General features: G+C 29.5%; 15 protein-coding genes and 2 other annotated features (1 of these 17 cut by a window edge). Of the genes, 5 read left to right on the top strand and 10 right to left on the bottom strand.

Translation table 11 applies throughout. The features are described 5' to 3' along the window. Positions 1-203, bottom strand: a binding site (T-box leader) (it extends 4 nt beyond the left edge of the window). A gap of 457 nt (positions 204-660) precedes the next feature. Beyond that, positions 661-1,317: a YczE/YyaS/YitT family protein gene (locus tag KEC93_RS07630; RefSeq protein WP_017211463.1), complete on the bottom strand. Its 657-nt coding sequence runs from the start codon at positions 1,315-1,317 to the stop codon at positions 661-663. A 526-nt stretch (positions 1,318-1,843) separates the two neighbouring features. On the opposite strand from KEC93_RS07630, the gene KEC93_RS07625 reads away from it, so the two are divergent. Together KEC93_RS07625 and KEC93_RS07620 are read left to right on the top strand one after the other, a co-directional pair. Next, positions 1,844-3,505 carry a glutamine--tRNA ligase/YqeY domain fusion protein gene (locus KEC93_RS07625; protein ID WP_039772134.1) on the top strand — a complete coding sequence of 554 codons (1,662 nt, stop codon included), beginning with the start codon at positions 1,844-1,846 and terminating at the stop codon, positions 3,503-3,505. 265 nt (positions 3,506-3,770) lie between these two features. After that, positions 3,771-5,534: a methyl-accepting chemotaxis protein gene (locus KEC93_RS07620; protein WP_017211465.1), complete on the top strand. Its 1,764-nt coding sequence runs from the start codon at positions 3,771-3,773 to the stop codon at positions 5,532-5,534. A gap of 82 nt (positions 5,535-5,616) precedes the next feature. On the opposite strand, the gene gltX is transcribed toward KEC93_RS07620, so the two are convergent. The 3 genes from gltX to KEC93_RS07605 all read right to left on the bottom strand — a co-directional run bounded on the left by gltX (position 5,617) and on the right by KEC93_RS07605 (position 9,132). Continuing rightward, entirely contained in the window at positions 5,617-7,278 is a 1,662-nt protein-coding gene (gene gltX, locus KEC93_RS07615) for a glutamate--tRNA ligase (protein WP_077867990.1), read from the bottom strand. Between the two features lie 264 nt (positions 7,279-7,542). Beyond that, entirely contained in the window at positions 7,543-8,184 is a 642-nt protein-coding gene (locus tag KEC93_RS07610; protein ID WP_023974211.1) for a lactate utilization protein, read from the bottom strand. A 55-nt stretch (positions 8,185-8,239) separates the two neighbouring features. Beyond that, positions 8,240-8,508 (bottom strand) — a binding site (T-box leader). Between the two features lie 126 nt (positions 8,509-8,634). Continuing rightward, entirely contained in the window at positions 8,635-9,132 is a 498-nt protein-coding gene (locus KEC93_RS07605; protein ID WP_077867991.1) for a DUF6803 family protein, read from the bottom strand. Between the two features lie 156 nt (positions 9,133-9,288). Between KEC93_RS07605 and KEC93_RS07600 the strand changes: the two genes are divergently transcribed. After that, on the top strand, positions 9,289-9,867 hold the full coding sequence (locus KEC93_RS07600; RefSeq protein WP_023974215.1) for a serine/threonine protein kinase: 579 nt from the start codon (positions 9,289-9,291) through the stop codon (positions 9,865-9,867). Positions 9,868-9,956: 89 nt separating this feature from the next. On the opposite strand, the gene lgt is transcribed toward KEC93_RS07600, so the two are convergent. The 5 genes from lgt to KEC93_RS07575 form a co-directional block, all read right to left on the bottom strand. Then, complete coding sequence (lgt, locus tag KEC93_RS07595; protein ID WP_077867992.1) at positions 9,957-10,733, bottom strand: prolipoprotein diacylglyceryl transferase; 777 nt, start codon at positions 10,731-10,733, stop codon at positions 9,957-9,959. 276 nt (positions 10,734-11,009) lie between these two features. Continuing rightward, positions 11,010-11,261 (bottom strand): TM1266 family iron-only hydrogenase system putative regulator, encoded by a 252-nt coding sequence (locus KEC93_RS07590; RefSeq protein ID WP_011968754.1) that lies wholly within the window; start codon positions 11,259-11,261, stop codon positions 11,010-11,012. Between the two features lie 118 nt (positions 11,262-11,379). Then, a complete protein-coding gene (locus tag KEC93_RS07585; protein ID WP_077867993.1) occupies positions 11,380-12,420 on the bottom strand; it encodes a hypothetical protein in 1,041 nt (346 codons plus the stop codon). A 14-nt stretch (positions 12,421-12,434) separates the two neighbouring features. Next, positions 12,435-13,469 (bottom strand): phosphodiester glycosidase family protein, encoded by a 1,035-nt coding sequence (locus KEC93_RS07580; RefSeq protein WP_011968752.1) that lies wholly within the window; start codon positions 13,467-13,469, stop codon positions 12,435-12,437. A 202-nt stretch (positions 13,470-13,671) separates the two neighbouring features. Then, positions 13,672-15,039 carry an MATE family efflux transporter gene (locus KEC93_RS07575; RefSeq protein WP_023974217.1) on the bottom strand — a complete coding sequence of 456 codons (1,368 nt, stop codon included), beginning with the start codon at positions 15,037-15,039 and terminating at the stop codon, positions 13,672-13,674. Between the two features lie 483 nt (positions 15,040-15,522). On the opposite strand from KEC93_RS07575, the gene KEC93_RS07570 reads away from it, so the two are divergent. Further along, positions 15,523-16,170 carry a hypothetical protein gene (locus KEC93_RS07570; RefSeq protein WP_031275701.1) on the top strand — a complete coding sequence of 216 codons (648 nt, stop codon included), beginning with the start codon at positions 15,523-15,525 and terminating at the stop codon, positions 16,168-16,170. 241 nt (positions 16,171-16,411) lie between these two features. Continuing rightward, the gene (locus tag KEC93_RS07565; RefSeq protein ID WP_023974219.1) at positions 16,412-17,056 is read left to right on the top strand and encodes a macro domain-containing protein; all 645 of its coding nucleotides are present in this window, start codon (positions 16,412-16,414) and stop codon (positions 17,054-17,056) included. A gap of 103 nt (positions 17,057-17,159) precedes the next feature. Here the strand turns inward: KEC93_RS07565 and KEC93_RS07560 are convergent, their stop codons facing one another. Beyond that, positions 17,160-17,702 (bottom strand): NADH peroxidase, encoded by a 543-nt coding sequence (locus KEC93_RS07560; protein ID WP_011968748.1) that lies wholly within the window; start codon positions 17,700-17,702, stop codon positions 17,160-17,162. Between the last annotated feature and the right edge of the window lie 90 nt (positions 17,703-17,792).

The raw sequence follows: 17,792 nt of genomic DNA, 5'->3' as shown, positions 1-17,792 counted from the left end.
GGGACGGAATAATCCGCGTTGCCACCCAAATTGCTGGTTAATATTACAACCAGCCCCTCGACACTAGTATTATATAGGTTACTAACCTTTGCATTTATCACGCACAGCTCCAAAAGTGGAAAGATTTAACCTTTCACCGATTCGCACCACCCATCGGCTCTCTGAAGAAATTTATAAATCGTAGTTTTTATCATCGCTGTTTTTTATAACTATTAATTTGTTGCTATGTATATTATATATATATTTATGTTAATTTTCAAGTATATGTTTATATTTAACTTAATAACTAGTTTTGGAATTATATTGACCAGTTATAATATACTATAAATTTCTTATTAAAGTCTACTTAAAAAAATTAAGGTGAGAAGATTTATATAAAAACTCTTCTCACCTTAAATAAATATCCCCTTAAAAATTTTACGGTAACATATATATGTTGCAATTCACAATGCACAATGAACATTTCACAATTACAGCTAAAATTCTTTTAATATTTTTAGAATTATGCTGAAGAATTATTTTTGCAATATATATATAATTATACTACCATAAAATTTTTCACTTACTTTGAATTACTATAGCATATGGATATATAAAGCTAGATATGCCTTTTTGCTTCTATATCTTCGTTTATCAGTTAAAATCAATTCTATTAGAATTCTAACAGATAGTTATACATTCGTTAACAAACTTTAACCCTTCTTTTATATTCCTATGCTTTAGTACCTTTATATCAAATCCAAATACTTTATAAATTAACTGTACACAATATCCTATTCCAATGGCAGTGACTAACGTTCCAATTCCGACAAACCCGCCTAGAATCCATCCAATAATTAGGGCTCCTGCTTCTATAAATAGTCTTATTATTCCAATTGGTTTACCTGTAAGCTTAACTAATGCAATCATAAGACCATCCCTAGGACCACATCCCATTTCACATCCAATATACAAATAGCTTCCTAATGCTGTAACAAATAAGCTTCCAATTAACATTATTATGCCTGTATATATGTTATTACAAACTGGAATGATTTTAGAATGTATTATTAAATCCATAAAACATCCAATTACTATCATATTCGCTATAGTTCCCATCCCAACTTTAAGCCCTAGGATACTTGTGATTGCTACTATTATTATTCCAACTATAATGCTTGCCTGTCCAATAGTTAAACTAGTTACATTTGTTAATCCTTGGTGAAATACGTCCCATGGACTTAAGCCTAAATTCGAATTAAGAGCCAAAACAGTTCCTAGTGCGCATAATAAAAATCCGAATGTCATTCTAATTATAAGTGCTAATAATTTCTTCATACTTCTCCTTTACATTTCTCAATTTTTTGGAATTATAGGCCAAATTACCTATCATAATCCCATTAACTTAAACATTAGTTTCACGTGTGCAAAGCTGACTATAAGCTAATCTTTCAACTAATGTCAGTTTACATCAATTTAATGAAATATTCAATTCATTTTTTAATTTAAATCATAATTATTACTGAAATAAATTCACTAAATACTAATACTGCTACACTCTCTTTTGTAATAAACTATCTAAAAACAAATCAAATCCTAAACAATGTTATTAAAAATGTTAATATTATAATACACAAGTTATCCTACATTTATTTTCCATAATAATAAAATTAAAACTAAATTTAAGTTTATTAAAGCTCATGTTTAGCAACTTTAGGCAATTTAAATAATTTTATCTTTATTTTTTCTTTATATTAGATTAAAATTATTATTAAGCAAAAATAACAATATAGTTAAGAGGGAATACTACTTCAAGTAAATATTCTTTTCTTAATTTAAATACACTTATAAGTGAGGTAAGACTATGTCAAACGAAATAAATTCTTCTAATTTTATAAGAAATATCGTTGTAGAAGATCTAGAAAGCGGAAAGCATAAAGAGATAATTACTCGTTTTCCACCAGAACCTAACGGTTACTTACATATAGGCCACGCTAAATCAATTCTTTTAAATTTTGGTTTAGCTGATGAGTTTAAAGGAAAAACTCATTTAAGATTTGATGATACTAACCCTGTTAAAGAAGATACAGAATATGTTGAATCAATTAAAGAAGATGTACAATGGCTTGGTGGTCATTGGGATGAACTTTTCTTTGCATCTAACTATTTTGATGAAATGTACAATAGAGCTGTTCTACTAATAAAAAAAGGTAAAGCTTATGTTTGTGACTTAACAGCTGAAGAAGCTAAAGAATATAAAGGTACACTAACTCAGCCTGGTAAAGACAGCCCTTATAGAAATAGATCCGTTGAAGAAAATTTAGATTTATTTGAAAGAATGAAAAATGGTGAATTTGCTGACGGCGAAAAAGTTCTTAGAGCTAAAATAGACATGGCATCACCAAATATAAATATGAGAGATCCTGTTATATATAGAATATCTCATTCTACTCATCACAATACTGGTGATAAATGGTGCATATACCCAATGTACGATTTTGCTCATCCATTAGAAGATGCTATTGAACATGTTACACACTCTATTTGTACTTTAGAGTTTGAAGATCACAGACCACTTTATGACTGGGTAGTAAGAGAATGTGAAATGACCGCTTCCCCAAGGCAAATAGAATTTGCAAGATTAAATATGACTAATACTGTTATGAGTAAAAGAAAATTAAAACAATTAGTTGATGAAAAAGTTGTTGATGGATGGGATGACCCTAGAATGCCTACTATTTCTGGCCTTAGAAGAAAAGGATGTACTCCTGATGCGCTAAGAAATTTCTGCAGCGCTATCGGTGTTGCTAAGGCTAATTCTGTTGTTGATTCCCAAATGCTAGATTATTTTATAAGAGAGGATTTACAACTTAAGGCGCCATTGTCTATGGCTGTGTTAAATCCTTTAAAGCTTGTAATAACTAATTATCCTGAAAATGAGACAGAAATGCTTTCAATAGAGAATAATGCAAAAGATGAAACTCAAGGTACAAGACTTGTTCCATTCTCTAGGGAACTATACATTGAAAAAGAAGACTTTATGGAAAATCCACCAAAGAAATACTTTAGGTTATTCCCTGGTAATGAGGTTAGACTAAAAGGAGCATACTTTGTTAAATGTAACGAAGTAATCAAGGATGAAAATGGTGAGGTAGTAGAAATTCATTGTACTTATGATCCAGAAACAAAGAGTGGTTCTGGCTTTACCGGCAGAAAAGTTAAAGGAACAATCCATTGGGTAGATGTAAAAACTTGTCTTCCTGCTGAATTCAGGTTATATGAGCCTTTAATTTTAGATGATGCACCAGAAAATGAAGGAAAACACTTCCTTGAACAAATTAATCCAAACTCACTAGAAATATTACAAGGCTTTATTGAACCAACTGCATTTAAAGATGCTAAACCTCAAGATAAATTCCAAATGGTTAGAAATGGTTTCTTTAATGTAGATACTAAATATACAACTGCTGATAAGTTAGTATTTAATAGAATAGTACCATTAAAATCATCATTTAAGTTAAGCTAATTATGCAACTTGAAAAGGCAGAGAAATCTAATGTATAAGATTTCTCTGCCTTAATTTATTTTTAATCTCCTAATCCAGATAATTTTATACAAAACTATCTGATCAAAATTTTTTATACCACTTAAAAATTCTTCACCATTGTCATCATAACCAAGCCATAAATTCCACCTAATTTTCTATATTTCGATAAAAGGTAACATTTACTATCAAGTTGATAAATTACATTTCGATAATAGAGTAAGTTTATATATTAGGGGGAATGCAAATGATTACAAAATCTACAAAAAAGACAAAAGGCTTACCTATAAAAACAAAACTTATTTTAGTAATGATTTTATTGCTGAGTATACCTGTACTTGTACTCGGATTAGTAAGTTATTATGTAGCAAGAGCTGAACTTGAAAATAGCGGGAAGATTTTATTAAAAAATAGTGTAGAAATGACATTACAAGTGATTGATGCAAATCAAAAGCTTGTAGATCAAGGAAAACTATCTCTTGATGACGCTCAAGAAAGAGTTAGAGAATATATGCTTAGCGAAAAACAAGCGGATGGTACAAGAAAAATCAATCAAAATTTAAGCTTAGGTAAAAGTGGTTATTTGTTAGCTTATACTCAAGATGGAGTTGAAGCAGCTCATCCAAGTTTAGAAGGCAAAAGCGTACTAGATTATAAGGATAAAAAGACTGGTACATTATTCGTTAAAGATCAAATTAAAGTAGCTAATGATGGCGGAGGCTATTTAACTTATTGGTGGACACTTCCTAATTCAGATAAGATTTCAGACAAAATAACTTATCAAAAGACTGATCCGCATTGGGGATGGGTAGTTTGCGCTGGTACTTACATGAATGATTTTAATGTTGGTTCAAATAATATTCTTATTACTACTCTGATTATATTATTGTCAGTAATTATTTTAGGTTCTGCAGTAATTATGATATTTGCAAAACACATATCTACTCCAATTAAAGAAATTAGTGACGCTGTAGATACTGTAGCTTCAGGTAATTTGAATATTAAGGCTATGAAAATCAAAAATAGAGATGAAATTGGTAATCTAAATAATTCCTTTAATATAATGGTTAGAAATGTTAACGATTTTATAAGTTCAGTTAAAGATTCAGTTAATGTTGTTTTTGACTCCTCTAAATTGTTAGATGAAATTGTTGCTGAAAATACAGCTTCGATTAATGAAGTATCAGATTCCGTTGAAGAGATCGCTAAAGGTTCAAATGAACAGGCTAAAGAAACTGAAAACGGAGTTATAAGAGTTAAGAATTTATCGGAGAAGATAGATTTAGTTACAAAACTGACAATAGAAACTAATGATATTGCAGTTAAAACAACTAATATAAGCAACAGAGGTTTAGAAGCAATTGATTTACTTTCAAAAAAATCAATTGAAAATAGCAAAGCCACTGAAAAAACTAGTGCCATAATAATGGAAGTAGATAAAACTTCTATTGAAATTGGATCTATTACTGAGGCAATAAGTCAGATTTCAGAACAAACAAATTTATTATCTTTAAATGCTGCTATAGAAGCTGCAAGAGCTGGTGAGCAAGGAAAAGGCTTTGCTGTAGTTGCTGAAGAAGTTAGAAAATTGGCTTCTCAATCTTCAATGTCTGCTTCAAAAGTTAAAGAATTAATCAATGGAATCCAAGATAAATCAAAAGCTGCTGTAAAAGCCATTGAAGACGGAAAGTTAATAGCTAAGGAACAAAATAATTCTGTAATAGACGCTAAGGATATATTTGTTGAAATATTAAAATCTGTAGAAAAGATTACAAACGATATGAAAAACCTAAAAACTTATAGCCTTGAAATGGAAAACGAGAAAAATGAAATAGTTGAAGTTTTAGAGACTCTTTCTGCTTCAACTGAAGAAAGCTCTGCTGCCACTGAACAAATTTCTGCTACAACTGAGCAGCAACTAGCAAGTGTAAATCAAATAGCTAAACATACTCAAGACTTAAATAAACTTGCAGAGAAGCTTAGAGACGCAGTTAATGCATTTCAAGTTTAAATGAATTAAGTTCAAACTTTCCCACAAAATTAAAAAGGCATAGTGTTTGGAGTACATCCACCCTATGCCTTTTGGTTATGGTTTATATATTTAAAAATTTATCAAATCTGTTTCTTGTATTTTCTTCCCCTATGATTTGCATTATAGTATAAATGTCAGGTGAATTAGTTCTATGAGTTAATGCCGCTCTAACTGCTCCTGCAACATCCGAAATCATACCTTTATATTGATCTGGATTTGCCTTAAATTCTTTTCTATTAGCGCAATAGCCAAGTCTAATTCCTATTTCCTTTAAGTCATCAAACCAAGCTTCTTGACTTTCTACATCAAATTTAAATTCTTTCTTGTAAATTTCTACTATTTCTTTTGCTGCTTCTAATGTAACTCCCTTTGGAAGTTCAATTTCTTCTGCTGATTCTTTATAGAATAGTTCATCAAAGAAATAGAAAATCTTACTTTTTACTTCATCCCATTTTGCAAAATCTTTTCTTGGTTTTGGACCTTCTTTATCTATATTGAAGATTTCCTTTGCCATAGTTTCATTTTCTGTAACTAATTTATACATTTCTTCATCAAATTCCTTAGCCCATGCTGTATAGTATTCATAAACATCAGTAGCTTTCATAGCAGCAATTCTATCTTTTGATACATCGTTTAATTTAACTAAATCAAATAATGCTCCACTCTTACCCATCTTTTCTAAATGAACTTCGAATTCATGGTAGTCAGCCTTAGGATTTTCAGCTCTCCATTCTTCATAAGTAGAGTTTACTATATTAAGTAAATATTCAATTACAGTTACTACTGGGAATCCAACTTCTTTGTAGTAAGAAACAGCTGCTTCTGCATCTTTTCTCTTTGAAAGCTTTCTTTTTGATCCACCATCTTGCTTCATTATTGTTGGAATATGAGCATATCTTGGTGCTTCAAAACCTAAAACTTCAAATAATTGAACGTGTATAGGAAGTGATGATAACCATTCTTCTCCTCTTATTACATCTGTTGTTCTCATTAAATAATCGTCTATTGCATGAGCAAAATGATAAGTTGGAAGCCCATCCCCTTTAATAAGTACTACATCTTGATTATTTTCTGGGAATGAGATATCTCCCTTTATTAAGTCGTGAAATTCAACCCTTGTTTCGGGATTTCCTGGAGATTTTAATCTTATAATATATTTTTCTCCGTTTTCAATTCTCTTTATTGCTTCTTCTTCAGTTATATTTCTAAACTTAGCGTATTCTCCATAGTAACCAGGAGTTATTTTATTTGCTATTTGTCTTTCTCTAAGTTCAGCTAATTCTTCTGGGGTACAGAAATCTGGATAAGCTAAACCTTTTATAAGTAAATCTTTTGCAAAAGTATTATATATTTCAGCTCTTTGACTTTGTCTGTATGGACCATATTCACCTTTAGATGTTTCTTCTCCTGTCATACCTTCACTAAAATCCATACCAAAATTATGCATAGTAGCTATTGTATCTTCTATTGCACCTTCAACTTCTCTCTTTTGATCAGTATCTTCTATTCTCAAATAAAAAACACCTTCACTTTGGCTTGCTAATCTTTCATTTATTAATGCAGCAAAAACTCCACCTATATGTTGGAATCCAGTTGGACTTGGTGCATATCTAGTAACTCTTGCACCTTCCTTAAGACTTCTCTTTGGATATTTTTCAACGTAATATTCAGTTGTATGTTCAACATTCCCAAATATTATATCTGCTAATTTTTCAAAACTCATTATTTGTATCTCTCCTTATCATTCTTCCTTACAAGGTATTATAAGCCCCTTGTCATGGCAATTTATATCAAGTGAAACTTGATTCAGGTAGGGTTTGATCCCCATCTGAATCCTAGTTGAACTTATCCAGGAGCGTGCAGCCGTTATCCCCCGCTTAAAGAAGTGTGGGTATTACGGATGCTAGCTATCGGATAAACCACATAATAAATATGTAGAATAAATTAAAATTATTTAATTATCATAATTTGATAACACTACAAAATATTAATATCCTAATTGTTTTCCTACGATTATTACTTTTATCCTACCTTTAACAAATTGTCCTCTGATAATTGTAAAATCATTGCATATTCTATTAGGACTTTTACAATCCACACAATACCCTAATTTAGTACATGGAGTATCTTTACCTAATCTTTTTGCATCAATCGGAGCAGCATAATTTCTAACTCTTTTTTCTGCTTCTTCTATATCTTTAACAATTTTATTTGTTCCAGTTATTAAAATAACCTGCTTCGGGCCATAAATCATTGGTGCAACTCTACTTCCATTACCATCAATATTGTATAGTTCTCCACTTTCAGTCAAGGCATTGGTACTACACATAAAAGTATCAGCAGAAAAGTTTTGTATATAAATACCTTTCTTTTCTTCACTTGTAATACCTTCTCTATACTTATCTAAAAATATATAATTTTCCTCACGAAGAAAGTCTATAACACCTGTTTCAAACAACGTCATAGAATCGCCAACCCCTACAACAGAATTTTCATCTATGAGTTGTTTTAAAAGTTCTTTTAATTCATTATCATCATTTACAAAGAAACCATCCATATTGCGTTGCCTTAAATTTTTTATAGTTCTATTAATTTGTTCTTCTTTGTACCATGAAATATTAATCTCCATATAATATATAGTCCTTTCTAAGTTAAATACAAAAAAGCCCTTCGTCCTAAAATATCCTTAGGACGAAAGGCTGACTTCCGCGTTACCACCTAAATTGATTAATTTAAACATACTAATTTTAAATTTCAAATACGTTTGATTTAATCCTCTTAATTATCTTTAAGGGAATAACCCCATAAATATACTACGCTTTAAGGCATATACCTTATGCTTTCTATTTATTACTCAAAAGCTTCCTTCAATAGTTTTAAATTCTAGGATTACACCCTCCCTAGATCTCTTATAATTAAAATCTTATTTACTCTTCTTTTTCATTGCAATTCTCTATATTTATATTTTATATAGTATTTACAAAATACAAATCAATTATACATTTTGGAAATGCTAATGTAAAGATAATTTATCTTATTATAACAAAAAATGCAATTATCTTAACTTGCTACATTCATTTTACATTCCAGGCATTTGCGACATGTTTGACATACTATTTATTATTTCAGGATTAACCATTCCAAATATCATTGCAATATGAGCAACAACTAGAAATCCTCCAATAAGTATAAAATGAATTTTTGCTTTCTCTCTTGATGTTCTATTCCTAAAAATTAATCCTAACTCCATTAGAGCTATAGGCAAAAGGAAGATAACTCCACTTAAATAAAAACCAACTGCCAATACATCAACCCAAGTATGCCATCCACCAGTATTTGTTAGAGGGATTACAGCATTTATTAATAGGTAAATAAATATTCCTGTAAAGTAAATTCCATCGAATATACCGACAACTTTATTTAGAGTTCTTAACCCACCTTTTTGTACATTGTTGAAAATAATGAAAAATTCAGTAATTGTAAGTGTTTCCGCACAAATAACTGGTATTGCCATAAAAATAATTAAATTCCAAGGTTGATTATCCGCTAATAGTGACATGTAATGTGTCATATTCATAATTATTTCCTCCATATAATTTATCTAATTTTCATAATCTATATTACAAAATTAATATGAAGATTTTATGAAGATGCCTAGAACAAATTTATATAAATGTAGAATTCTAAATAGTCTCAGCATATAATATCTAAAGTAATTAATTAAAGTGATAAGATGAGATACATTTTAGATGTTAAAGAGTGTGAATTTTTAGGGAAAGGCAAGGAAGGCGCTGTTTATTTAACTCCAGAAGGATATGCCTTAAAGATATTTTATAATAAAAAGAAAGCTAAAAACGAAGCTGACCTGCTTGAAAAAGTTAATGGCAGTAGATTCTTTCCGAAAGTATTATTTATTGCTAACAACATGATTTTAAGAGATTATGTTGAAGGTGATAATCTAAGTTCTTATATAAAAAAGAATGGATTATCTTATAATCTATCTATCGAAATAATAAATCTTATAGAAGAGTTTAAAACTTTAAAATTTACAAGACTTGACATAAGAGATGCCCATATATTTGTTAACAAAAATGAGCAAATTCAAGTTATAGATCCAAGAAAGGTTTTTGTAAAAAAGACTCCTTATCCTAAGGAGATTATTAAAGTTTTAGTAAAATTAAATGTTTTTGAGGATTTCTTAAAACATGTTTTAAGTTATAAACCTAAACTTATTAAATACTGGATTGATGGATATAATTACTTTAGATATACATCTAAAAAAGTGATACGCATTAATATGTTTGCTTCTTAGATTTTAATTTAAATTAATCTTCCTAATAGCTCCATTAAGTATATTATAACTCTGAATTTATTCGTTTTATAATATACTTAATTTTAGGCTTAAGTTAAATTCTTAGCTTTTTTTCTTTTAATGTATAGTACAATCACTATTCCTAATACCATTCCAATAATACTTATCAATTGTGCAATTCTTATATTACCAAGCATTAAGCTGTCTGTTCTTAATCCTTCTATAAATACCCTTCCTAAAGAATATAGCGTTATATAACTTGCTACTACAACACCATCCTCATTATTTTTCTTTTTATAGAGAATTAATAGCAAAATCAAACAAACCACAATGTTCCAAATTGATTCATATAAAAATGTTGGATTGAAGTAACTGCCTTCAATATACATGCCTTTCTGTATAAAGCTTGGAAAATGGCTTATAAATGAATGTGAAACTTCTCCCCCATGCGCCTCTCCATTCATAAAATTTCCCCATCTCCCAATTGCTTGGGCCAAAATAATTGATGGTGCTGCTAGATCTAAGTATTTTAGCATATTTAATTTCTTTATCTTAAAGAATACATATGTAGCAATAAACCCACCAATTAATCCTCCGTGAATAGCTAATCCACCTTTTCTAATGTTAAACATATCTATTAAATTGTTTTTATAATTTTCAAATTCAAATATTACATAATATGCTCTTGCACCAATAATTGCAACAGGAAAGGCAATAAAAAAGCAATCTAATATTATGTCAAAGTCTATTCCTTTCTTTTTACAATTATAGTTTGCTAATAGTATAGCTACTATTACTCCAAGAGCTATTAATATACCATACCACCTAATTTCATAGGTTCCAATTTGAAATGCTACCGGATTCATAAAACACCGCCTCTTCCTATAAACTTATATATTTTCTAAAAATCTGCTTCATAGAAGTTTATCTTAAATCATCAATTAATATTATAACTGAAATAATTTCGTAAAGAATAAATTATACTGATTAGAACTTATATATTATAGCATTTATTTTAAAATATAACTGTAAAATTTATGTTATGATAAAATTAATGCATACCTACCAGCTTTTAAAGGTGTCAGGTATGCATTCTTTATATTTTTAAATACAGACTTTATTTTCAAATATTTCTTTTCTTGCTAGACTTCAATCTTTGCTATTGAAGTTTTCACTGATACACCATCAATACGATCAAGCTGCTCTGTAAAATCATTTATTGTTTCTTCTGATTCCCCTGTAAGAGCTATAGATATAACTGATAACTCATCAGCAAAAGGTATCCCCATCCTTCCTTTTATGCTTCCTCTAAATGATGCTACTACATCATTAAATTCATCTTGCACTTCCTTTGGATGCTCTAATATTGCGCTCACTACTCCTATTTTAGACATTTTCATTCCTCCATTGATTTTATGTAAAAAAACAAGATCTTCCTTTTTATGAAGATCTTCTTTTCATCAATGTATAGTTTATCTATTTTTTCTTAACTTATTCATTATTCATATTATTCTATTCCAACTTATTTTTAATTAATGTATTGCCATCTCTAGAAATGATTCCTTTAGAATATGATTGAACCAATTCCCCTTTATATTTTATGTTTTTATTACTTGTTAATTCTAATACACTATTATCTGATTTACTATTAATATAAACTTTACCTGAATAATCGATTAGTATATCATTTTTATCAACAGGTTTCGCAAGTTTTAATTGATTCCATTTCCTCTGACTATCAGATAACACGCTGTAATATATATTTTTAATTTTGTTGTCTGCTACTTCGCCAAAATATACATTATCATTAACATCAGCTCCTAATATTTTTGCACTTTTAACATTAGGTATTGATACATTTCCTTTTGTATTTAATATAGTTATACTGTTATTTTCCTCCATTATCGCATTAGTGCTAGTTGTTGGTACTACAACATTTCCTATAACTTTTTCACTTTTAACCTTCTTCAACTGATTCATTACGTTTGCGTAATACAAATCACATTTTCCACTACTCTTCTTCACTTCTATATATAAACTATGAGTTAATGTTGAAAATACAACATTATTAATTTCATCCTTTGTACTCTCAAGCTTAATTCTAACCTTTTTTAAATCAAAGTCTGCAAGATCCCTTGCTTCTCCTTTTTTAGCATCAAAAGATATAGGCTCAAAATAGTACGCACCTTTTTCCTTTATCTTTTGGATTATTATCATATTATCTTCACTATTAAGCCATCTATAGAATACAATTTCTGATCCACTATCTGTATCACATACTTTTTCCTTATCATCATTGCTATCTAATGTTTTAAGCTTACTGTCTTCTATATATGATACATATCTTGCATCTGAAGATACTTTAATTTCACTTACTCCCTTTTTTATATTAATCTCTGTTTTCTTATCAGCCACATTATCCTCATCTTTAACTTCTTCAGCTTTTATATTAAGATCAGATGCCAAATATACTTTATCAAAATATAAAAATATGCATTGCTGTAATATTAGAGCAAGCGCACACCATGCTAATCTTCTTTTAATATTTCTCATCACTTATCCTCCTTTTACTGTTCCACATAAAATGCTGTAGCAACGGTTCTTTCACCATCCCAAGCATTAGGAGAATTTATAACATTTCCTTTATAATACATAGTTGAAGAATATCCTCCATCAAGAGCACCTGCATTAACAGCACCTCTTTCCATCATTATCTCTTGAACATCATATAAACTCGCTCCTGGTGACGTTATCTTTCTGCCATCTATAACTAATAGAATTATAGTTCCATCTTGTTTCTGACCAACTGCAGTTCTAGGATTAAGCCCATCTTCCATTTTATTTTTTACTTGTCTAATCCCATTAATTACAATATTAGGTCTTCTAAAACACATAGCTTCCTGTACATTCATCTTTTTTAAATCAGCCAAACTATGATCCCCAACTACTAGTTCTCCACTTTTTGTAAATGCAATTACATTTTCAACTTTTTTCTCATCTGCACCAGACTTTGGATAAATAACATTTCCGCCTGATATTACAAATCCACCAGGTTCAGATCCAGTACCTGCATAAGCAGTTCCATCAGTTGATTTATCAATGAATGATCCACCATTAATAGCTGCAACAGCATTATTATCTTCCGCCATCTGACTTGTCTTTTCACCCATTTTACCTAAAAACTTAGTCATTGCAACCTTCATTTTTAATGGATTTTTCACTTCTAGCACATATCCATCAAATCTCTGAGTATGTATATCGTATCGATTTATTTCATTTCCAACTTTATATTTAACATTTATTTTTTTCATATCTTGAAAAACTTCTTGACTATCACTCTCTTCATCTATTCCAAGAAGTTTATTTAATGCTGACTGTGGAATTATATCATTTATTAAATATGCATGCCTTGTTGCTAGGACTGTTGATATAAATGTTTTTCTCGTATTATCATATGGTCCAAAGAACAATACCAATGGTGTTGTTATAGCTAAAAAGATAAACATATCCAATAATCCCTTTAAAAGTACTCTCGAATTAGATTTTCTTTTCTTTCTTTTGTGCGTTTTTTTTCTTGGCTTATGGTTTGTTTGTTTATCCATATATTCCTCCGAAATCTATATTTATTTAATATTTTCATTATCTCCTATTATATAGGAAATAATCCTCTGAGAGGTTACAAAAAAATTAAGAATTCCATATTTATACAATTCACTTCTATTTTCTAAAGTCTTTCTTTTTTAGAATAGACAGGGAGAATTCTAAAAATAGACTTCATCTTCTATTTTAAAATCCTCCCCAATTCTAAACTAAATTTTTAAGCCATATTCTTTGCTTGTATCTTCTAAATCCAAGTATAAATTTGTATACTTCTTCAAATGTAACCATTGCATATACGAAATATATCTGAAGCTCAAGTAACATTCCACCTAAATAGGCAAACGGTATGCCAACTAACCAAACTCCAGTAATATCTAGCATTAATGCAGCTTTAGTGTCGCCACCACTTCTAAGTATACCAACAATATTTACCCAATTAAATATCTTAAATGGCAAATAGCACGAAAAAACTATTAGGCATCTGCTAATATCTACTGCTACACTTTCAGTTACATTAAATAGCATAATTATTGGACTTCTAATAAACAAGCATGTTGCAGACATTATTAAAGCAAAAATAAACTGTAGTATTATAAAATACTTTGCATGACTTTCTGCATCATCCAATTTATTAGCACCTAATTCATTTCCCAATATAACCGCAGTTGCTGCACTTATCCCCTGAAATACAACTGTCATTATTTGTTCAACTGTTTGGGTTATTGTGATTGCTGCAACAGCTCCATCCCCCATTCTTCCATATACTAAAGAATACATTGTTACTCCTAATCCCCACATAAATTCATTAATTATAACTGGAGATACAGTTGAAGCATATAATCTTGTAAAATTCTTATTAAAAGATATAAGTTCTTTAAATTTTGCAGCTGCAGGTCCTTTTTCATAATATACTATAGCTAAAATACATGTGCATTCAATTGTTCTAGCTATTATAGTTGCAATAGCTTCTCCTTGTACCCCAAGAGCTGGTACACCAAAATGTCCAAATATTAAAGTATAATTTAGCATTACTTTAATACAAATAGAAAACACTGTTATGACAACAGGGGCTTTTACCTGATTTACCCCTCTTAAAAGTGCTACATAAACATTTGTAACTGCAGTTAAAGGATAACTAATGGCAGCTATAGCTAAATACGATGCACCTATTTTTATCGTATTTTCATTTGGTGTAAAAATACTCATAACTATTTCAGGACATATTAAACTCGGTATTACAAAAATAATTGATCCAACTAAGCCAATAATCAGAGACATACCTAATACTCTTCTTATATTTTTTATATCATTTTTGCCAAAATATTGGGCTGTTAAAATCGAAGACCCACTAACGACACCAAATAATAGTAATGTAAAAACAAAAAATACTTTATTTGCAAGGCCAACTGCTGCAATTGAACTCTGACCTAAACTTCCAATCATTACAGTATCCACAAGATTCAAGCTTGTGTTTAACAGAGCTTGTAATGTTATAGGTACTGTAATAGATATAGCTTTGTGTATAAATTTCTTATCTTCCAAAATGTTTTTTAAAGTCTCAGTTATTATCATATTTAGTACCTCATTATCTGCGCTTTCTTAATATCAAATTCTATTTTACTTTAGTTTACTCAGCTGCGTCTACCATATATTTAATATTTTTTAAGATTTTGTGGGTATACACAATGAAATATAATTTAATGATCTTGGTTGCGCTTCGCGCTTTTTTATAAGGTGCGTACTTTTTTATCAGTTGTTCTTATTACATATTACTAACACTTTTTTAATTAATAATATGTTTTTGGTTGCTCTCCTTTTTATAAGGTAAGTGCTTTTTCTAATTTTAAATGATCTTGGTTGCGCTTCGCGCTTTTTTTAGAGGTGTATATCTTTTATATTTTTAATCTGGTATAATGATGTAATGTTTAAATTAATTATATATGTGTCATAATATATACAAAACCTTGAAAAATAACTTATTTTGTGTTATTTTTCAAATTAGATTGTCATTCACATATATTAATAAACATTAAATCATGAAAGAGGTGCTTAACCATAAATACAAATTATAAAACTCAAGAAAATAAATATACTGAAAAAGGTAATCTTACTGAAATTACTGTCTTAAAAAAAGATGGAAGTGAACTAGTTTGCAAGATAGACACATTCGACGCTAAAAAAGTTAAAGAAGCTGGAATTTGGTTTGCTGAATGGCATAAGGATTTCAATAATCATCTTGTTCAAACTTTAGAGACTGCTAAAGTTAATGGAAAAACAGTTTCCACTAAAAAATCAATTCAATCTGTTATTTTAGATGTTAATCCAAAGACTCCAATAAAACACTTAAACGGAAATACTTTAGATAACAGAAAAGAAAATTTAGAATTATATAATAGAAGTTTAAAAAATGATTGTACTAAAATCGATCACGATACAATGGGTATAATTTTAAGAGATAAATTCGGAAATCATAAGGATACTGCTTTAATTTCAATGGAAGATGTAAATAAAGTAGTAAAAGACGGTTACAACTGGGTTCTTTACAAAAAGGGTACTGAAACTATGGTTGTTGCAAATACTTCTGAAGGTAGAATTCGTTTAGACAGGTTAATTATGGACCCAGACGAAACAATGAAAGTACATCATATAAATTTAAATCCTTTAGATAATAGAAGAAAAAATTTAGAAAATCAACCTATTTAATTAATTTATTTTATTAGTTCTTTTTCTAGAATTTAAAGATTATTGTAATTAAACAAAATAATAAAGCATACATTAAATGTGTGCTTTATTATTTTATTATTTCTCTCATATGTATAACTAGAATTTAATTTTCATATAGCTAATTAACATTTTTTTCAAAAAATAGTATTTTTATTTATGTTAATTGGGTGTAAACTATTAAGTGAGAGAATTTTTGTATGACTAATATGAGGTGATTAATTTGACTAACTTTAAAATACTTTTTGATGATATAACAAAAATCAAATTTGATGCTATTGTAAATGCTGCGAATGCATCTCTACTGGGTGGTGGAGGAGTTGACGGTGCTATTCACAAGGCTTGCGGAGAAAAACTATTAGATGAGTGTAGACAGTTAAATGGCTGTTTGACTGGTAGATCAAAATTAACAAGATCTTATAACTTGAGTGACCACGGTGTGCATTGGGTAATACATACTGTAGGGCCCATTTACCGAAATAACGGCTCAGAGGAAAAATACTTAAGAAATGCTTATCGTTCTGTTTTTGAAATAGCTGCTAATTACTCGGAATTTTATTCAAAGCAGTGTAATGAGATTCTAAATAAAAATCTTTATCGCTTTAATACTGATAAACAAAGAGACTTTATACTAAAAGAACTTGATGATTATATTAATGATCATCCCATTAAAACTATTGCTTTACCATCTATAAGCACAGGCGCCTATTCCTATCCATTAGATGAAGCCTGCAATATAGCATTAGATGAGATTTTATCATTTATAAATAACTCTCCAGATACCTTTGATGAAATTGCAATGGTTTGCTTAGATGAGAAAACATATAATATGTACAAATCTTTGTATGAAGAAAGATTACAAAAGTAAAAGAGAAGATAAATTATTATCTTCTCTTTTACTTTGCTTATTAAGCAGAATTATCATTAATTATTCAGTTAAAAATATGTGTATATTATTCTATCTTATAATATTATGCAAAATATCTATCTAATAATCCTTTGAATGCTTTTCCATGTCTAGCTTCATCTTTACACATTTCATGAACTGTATCATGAATTGCATCTAAGTTTAATTTCTTAGCAAGTGTTGCTAAATCTTTTTTACCTTGACATGCACCATGTTCTGCATCAACTCTAGCTTGTAAGTTAGCTTTTGTATCTGCTACTACTACTTCACCAAGTAATTCAGCAAATTTAGCAGCATGTTCTGCTTCTTCAAATGCTATTCTCTTATAAGCTTCTGCAACTTCTGGATATCCTTCTCTATCAGCTTGTCTTGACATAGCTAAGTACATTCCAACTTCTGTACATTCTCCAACAAAGTTTGCTTGTAATCCATCAATTACTTCTTTATCAACACCTTTAGCAACTCCGATTACATGCTCATCAGCAAAAGCTAGATCTCCGCTTTGTTCAACAAATTTTTCTGCTCCTACTCCACACACTGGACATTTTTCTGGAGCTGTTTCTCCTTCATAAATATAACCACACACTGTACAAACGAATTTTTTCATAATCTCTTCCTCCTAAAATTTTAATTTATTTATTTTTTATTTATATCATTTAATTTTATCTTTTGTTTTCTTGTTTCCTACATTTTTTAT

This window comes from Clostridium beijerinckii (genome assembly GCF_018223745.1).
Taxonomy (GTDB): domain Bacteria; phylum Bacillota; class Clostridia; order Clostridiales; family Clostridiaceae; genus Clostridium; species Clostridium beijerinckii.
The sequence above is the reverse complement of the archived record's forward strand: the minus strand, read 5'-3'. Positions and strand labels throughout refer to the sequence as shown.

Bases quoted from the DNA above. Each gene is read 5' to 3' on its own strand.
- KEC93_RS07620 (WP_017211465.1), top strand. From the start codon at position 3,771: ATGATTACAAAATCTACAAAAAAGACAAAAGGCTTACCTATAAAAACA.
- KEC93_RS07605 (WP_077867991.1), bottom strand. From the start codon at position 9,132: ATGAATATGACACATTACATGTCACTATTAGCGGATAATCAACCTTGG.
- KEC93_RS07590 (WP_011968754.1), bottom strand. From the start codon at position 11,261: ATGTCTAAAATAGGAGTAGTGAGCGCAATATTAGAGCATCCAAAGGAA.
- KEC93_RS07560 (WP_011968748.1), bottom strand. From the start codon at position 17,702: ATGAAAAAATTCGTTTGTACAGTGTGTGGTTATATTTATGAAGGAGAA.
- KEC93_RS07575 (WP_023974217.1), bottom strand. From the start codon at position 15,039: ATGATAATAACTGAGACTTTAAAAAACATTTTGGAAGATAAGAAATTT.
- KEC93_RS07600 (WP_023974215.1), top strand. From the start codon at position 9,289: ATGAGATACATTTTAGATGTTAAAGAGTGTGAATTTTTAGGGAAAGGC.
- KEC93_RS07625 (WP_039772134.1), top strand. From the start codon at position 1,844: ATGTCAAACGAAATAAATTCTTCTAATTTTATAAGAAATATCGTTGTA.
- KEC93_RS07585 (WP_077867993.1), bottom strand. From the start codon at position 12,420: ATGAGAAATATTAAAAGAAGATTAGCATGGTGTGCGCTTGCTCTAATA.
- KEC93_RS07630 (WP_017211463.1), bottom strand. From the start codon at position 1,317: ATGAAGAAATTATTAGCACTTATAATTAGAATGACATTCGGATTTTTA.
- KEC93_RS07580 (WP_011968752.1), bottom strand. From the start codon at position 13,469: ATGGATAAACAAACAAACCATAAGCCAAGAAAAAAAACGCACAAAAGA.
- KEC93_RS07610 (WP_023974211.1), bottom strand. From the start codon at position 8,184: ATGGAGATTAATATTTCATGGTACAAAGAAGAACAAATTAATAGAACT.
- lgt (WP_077867992.1), bottom strand. From the start codon at position 10,733: ATGAATCCGGTAGCATTTCAAATTGGAACCTATGAAATTAGGTGGTAT.
- gltX (WP_077867990.1), bottom strand. From the start codon at position 7,278: ATGAGTTTTGAAAAATTAGCAGATATAATATTTGGGAATGTTGAACAT.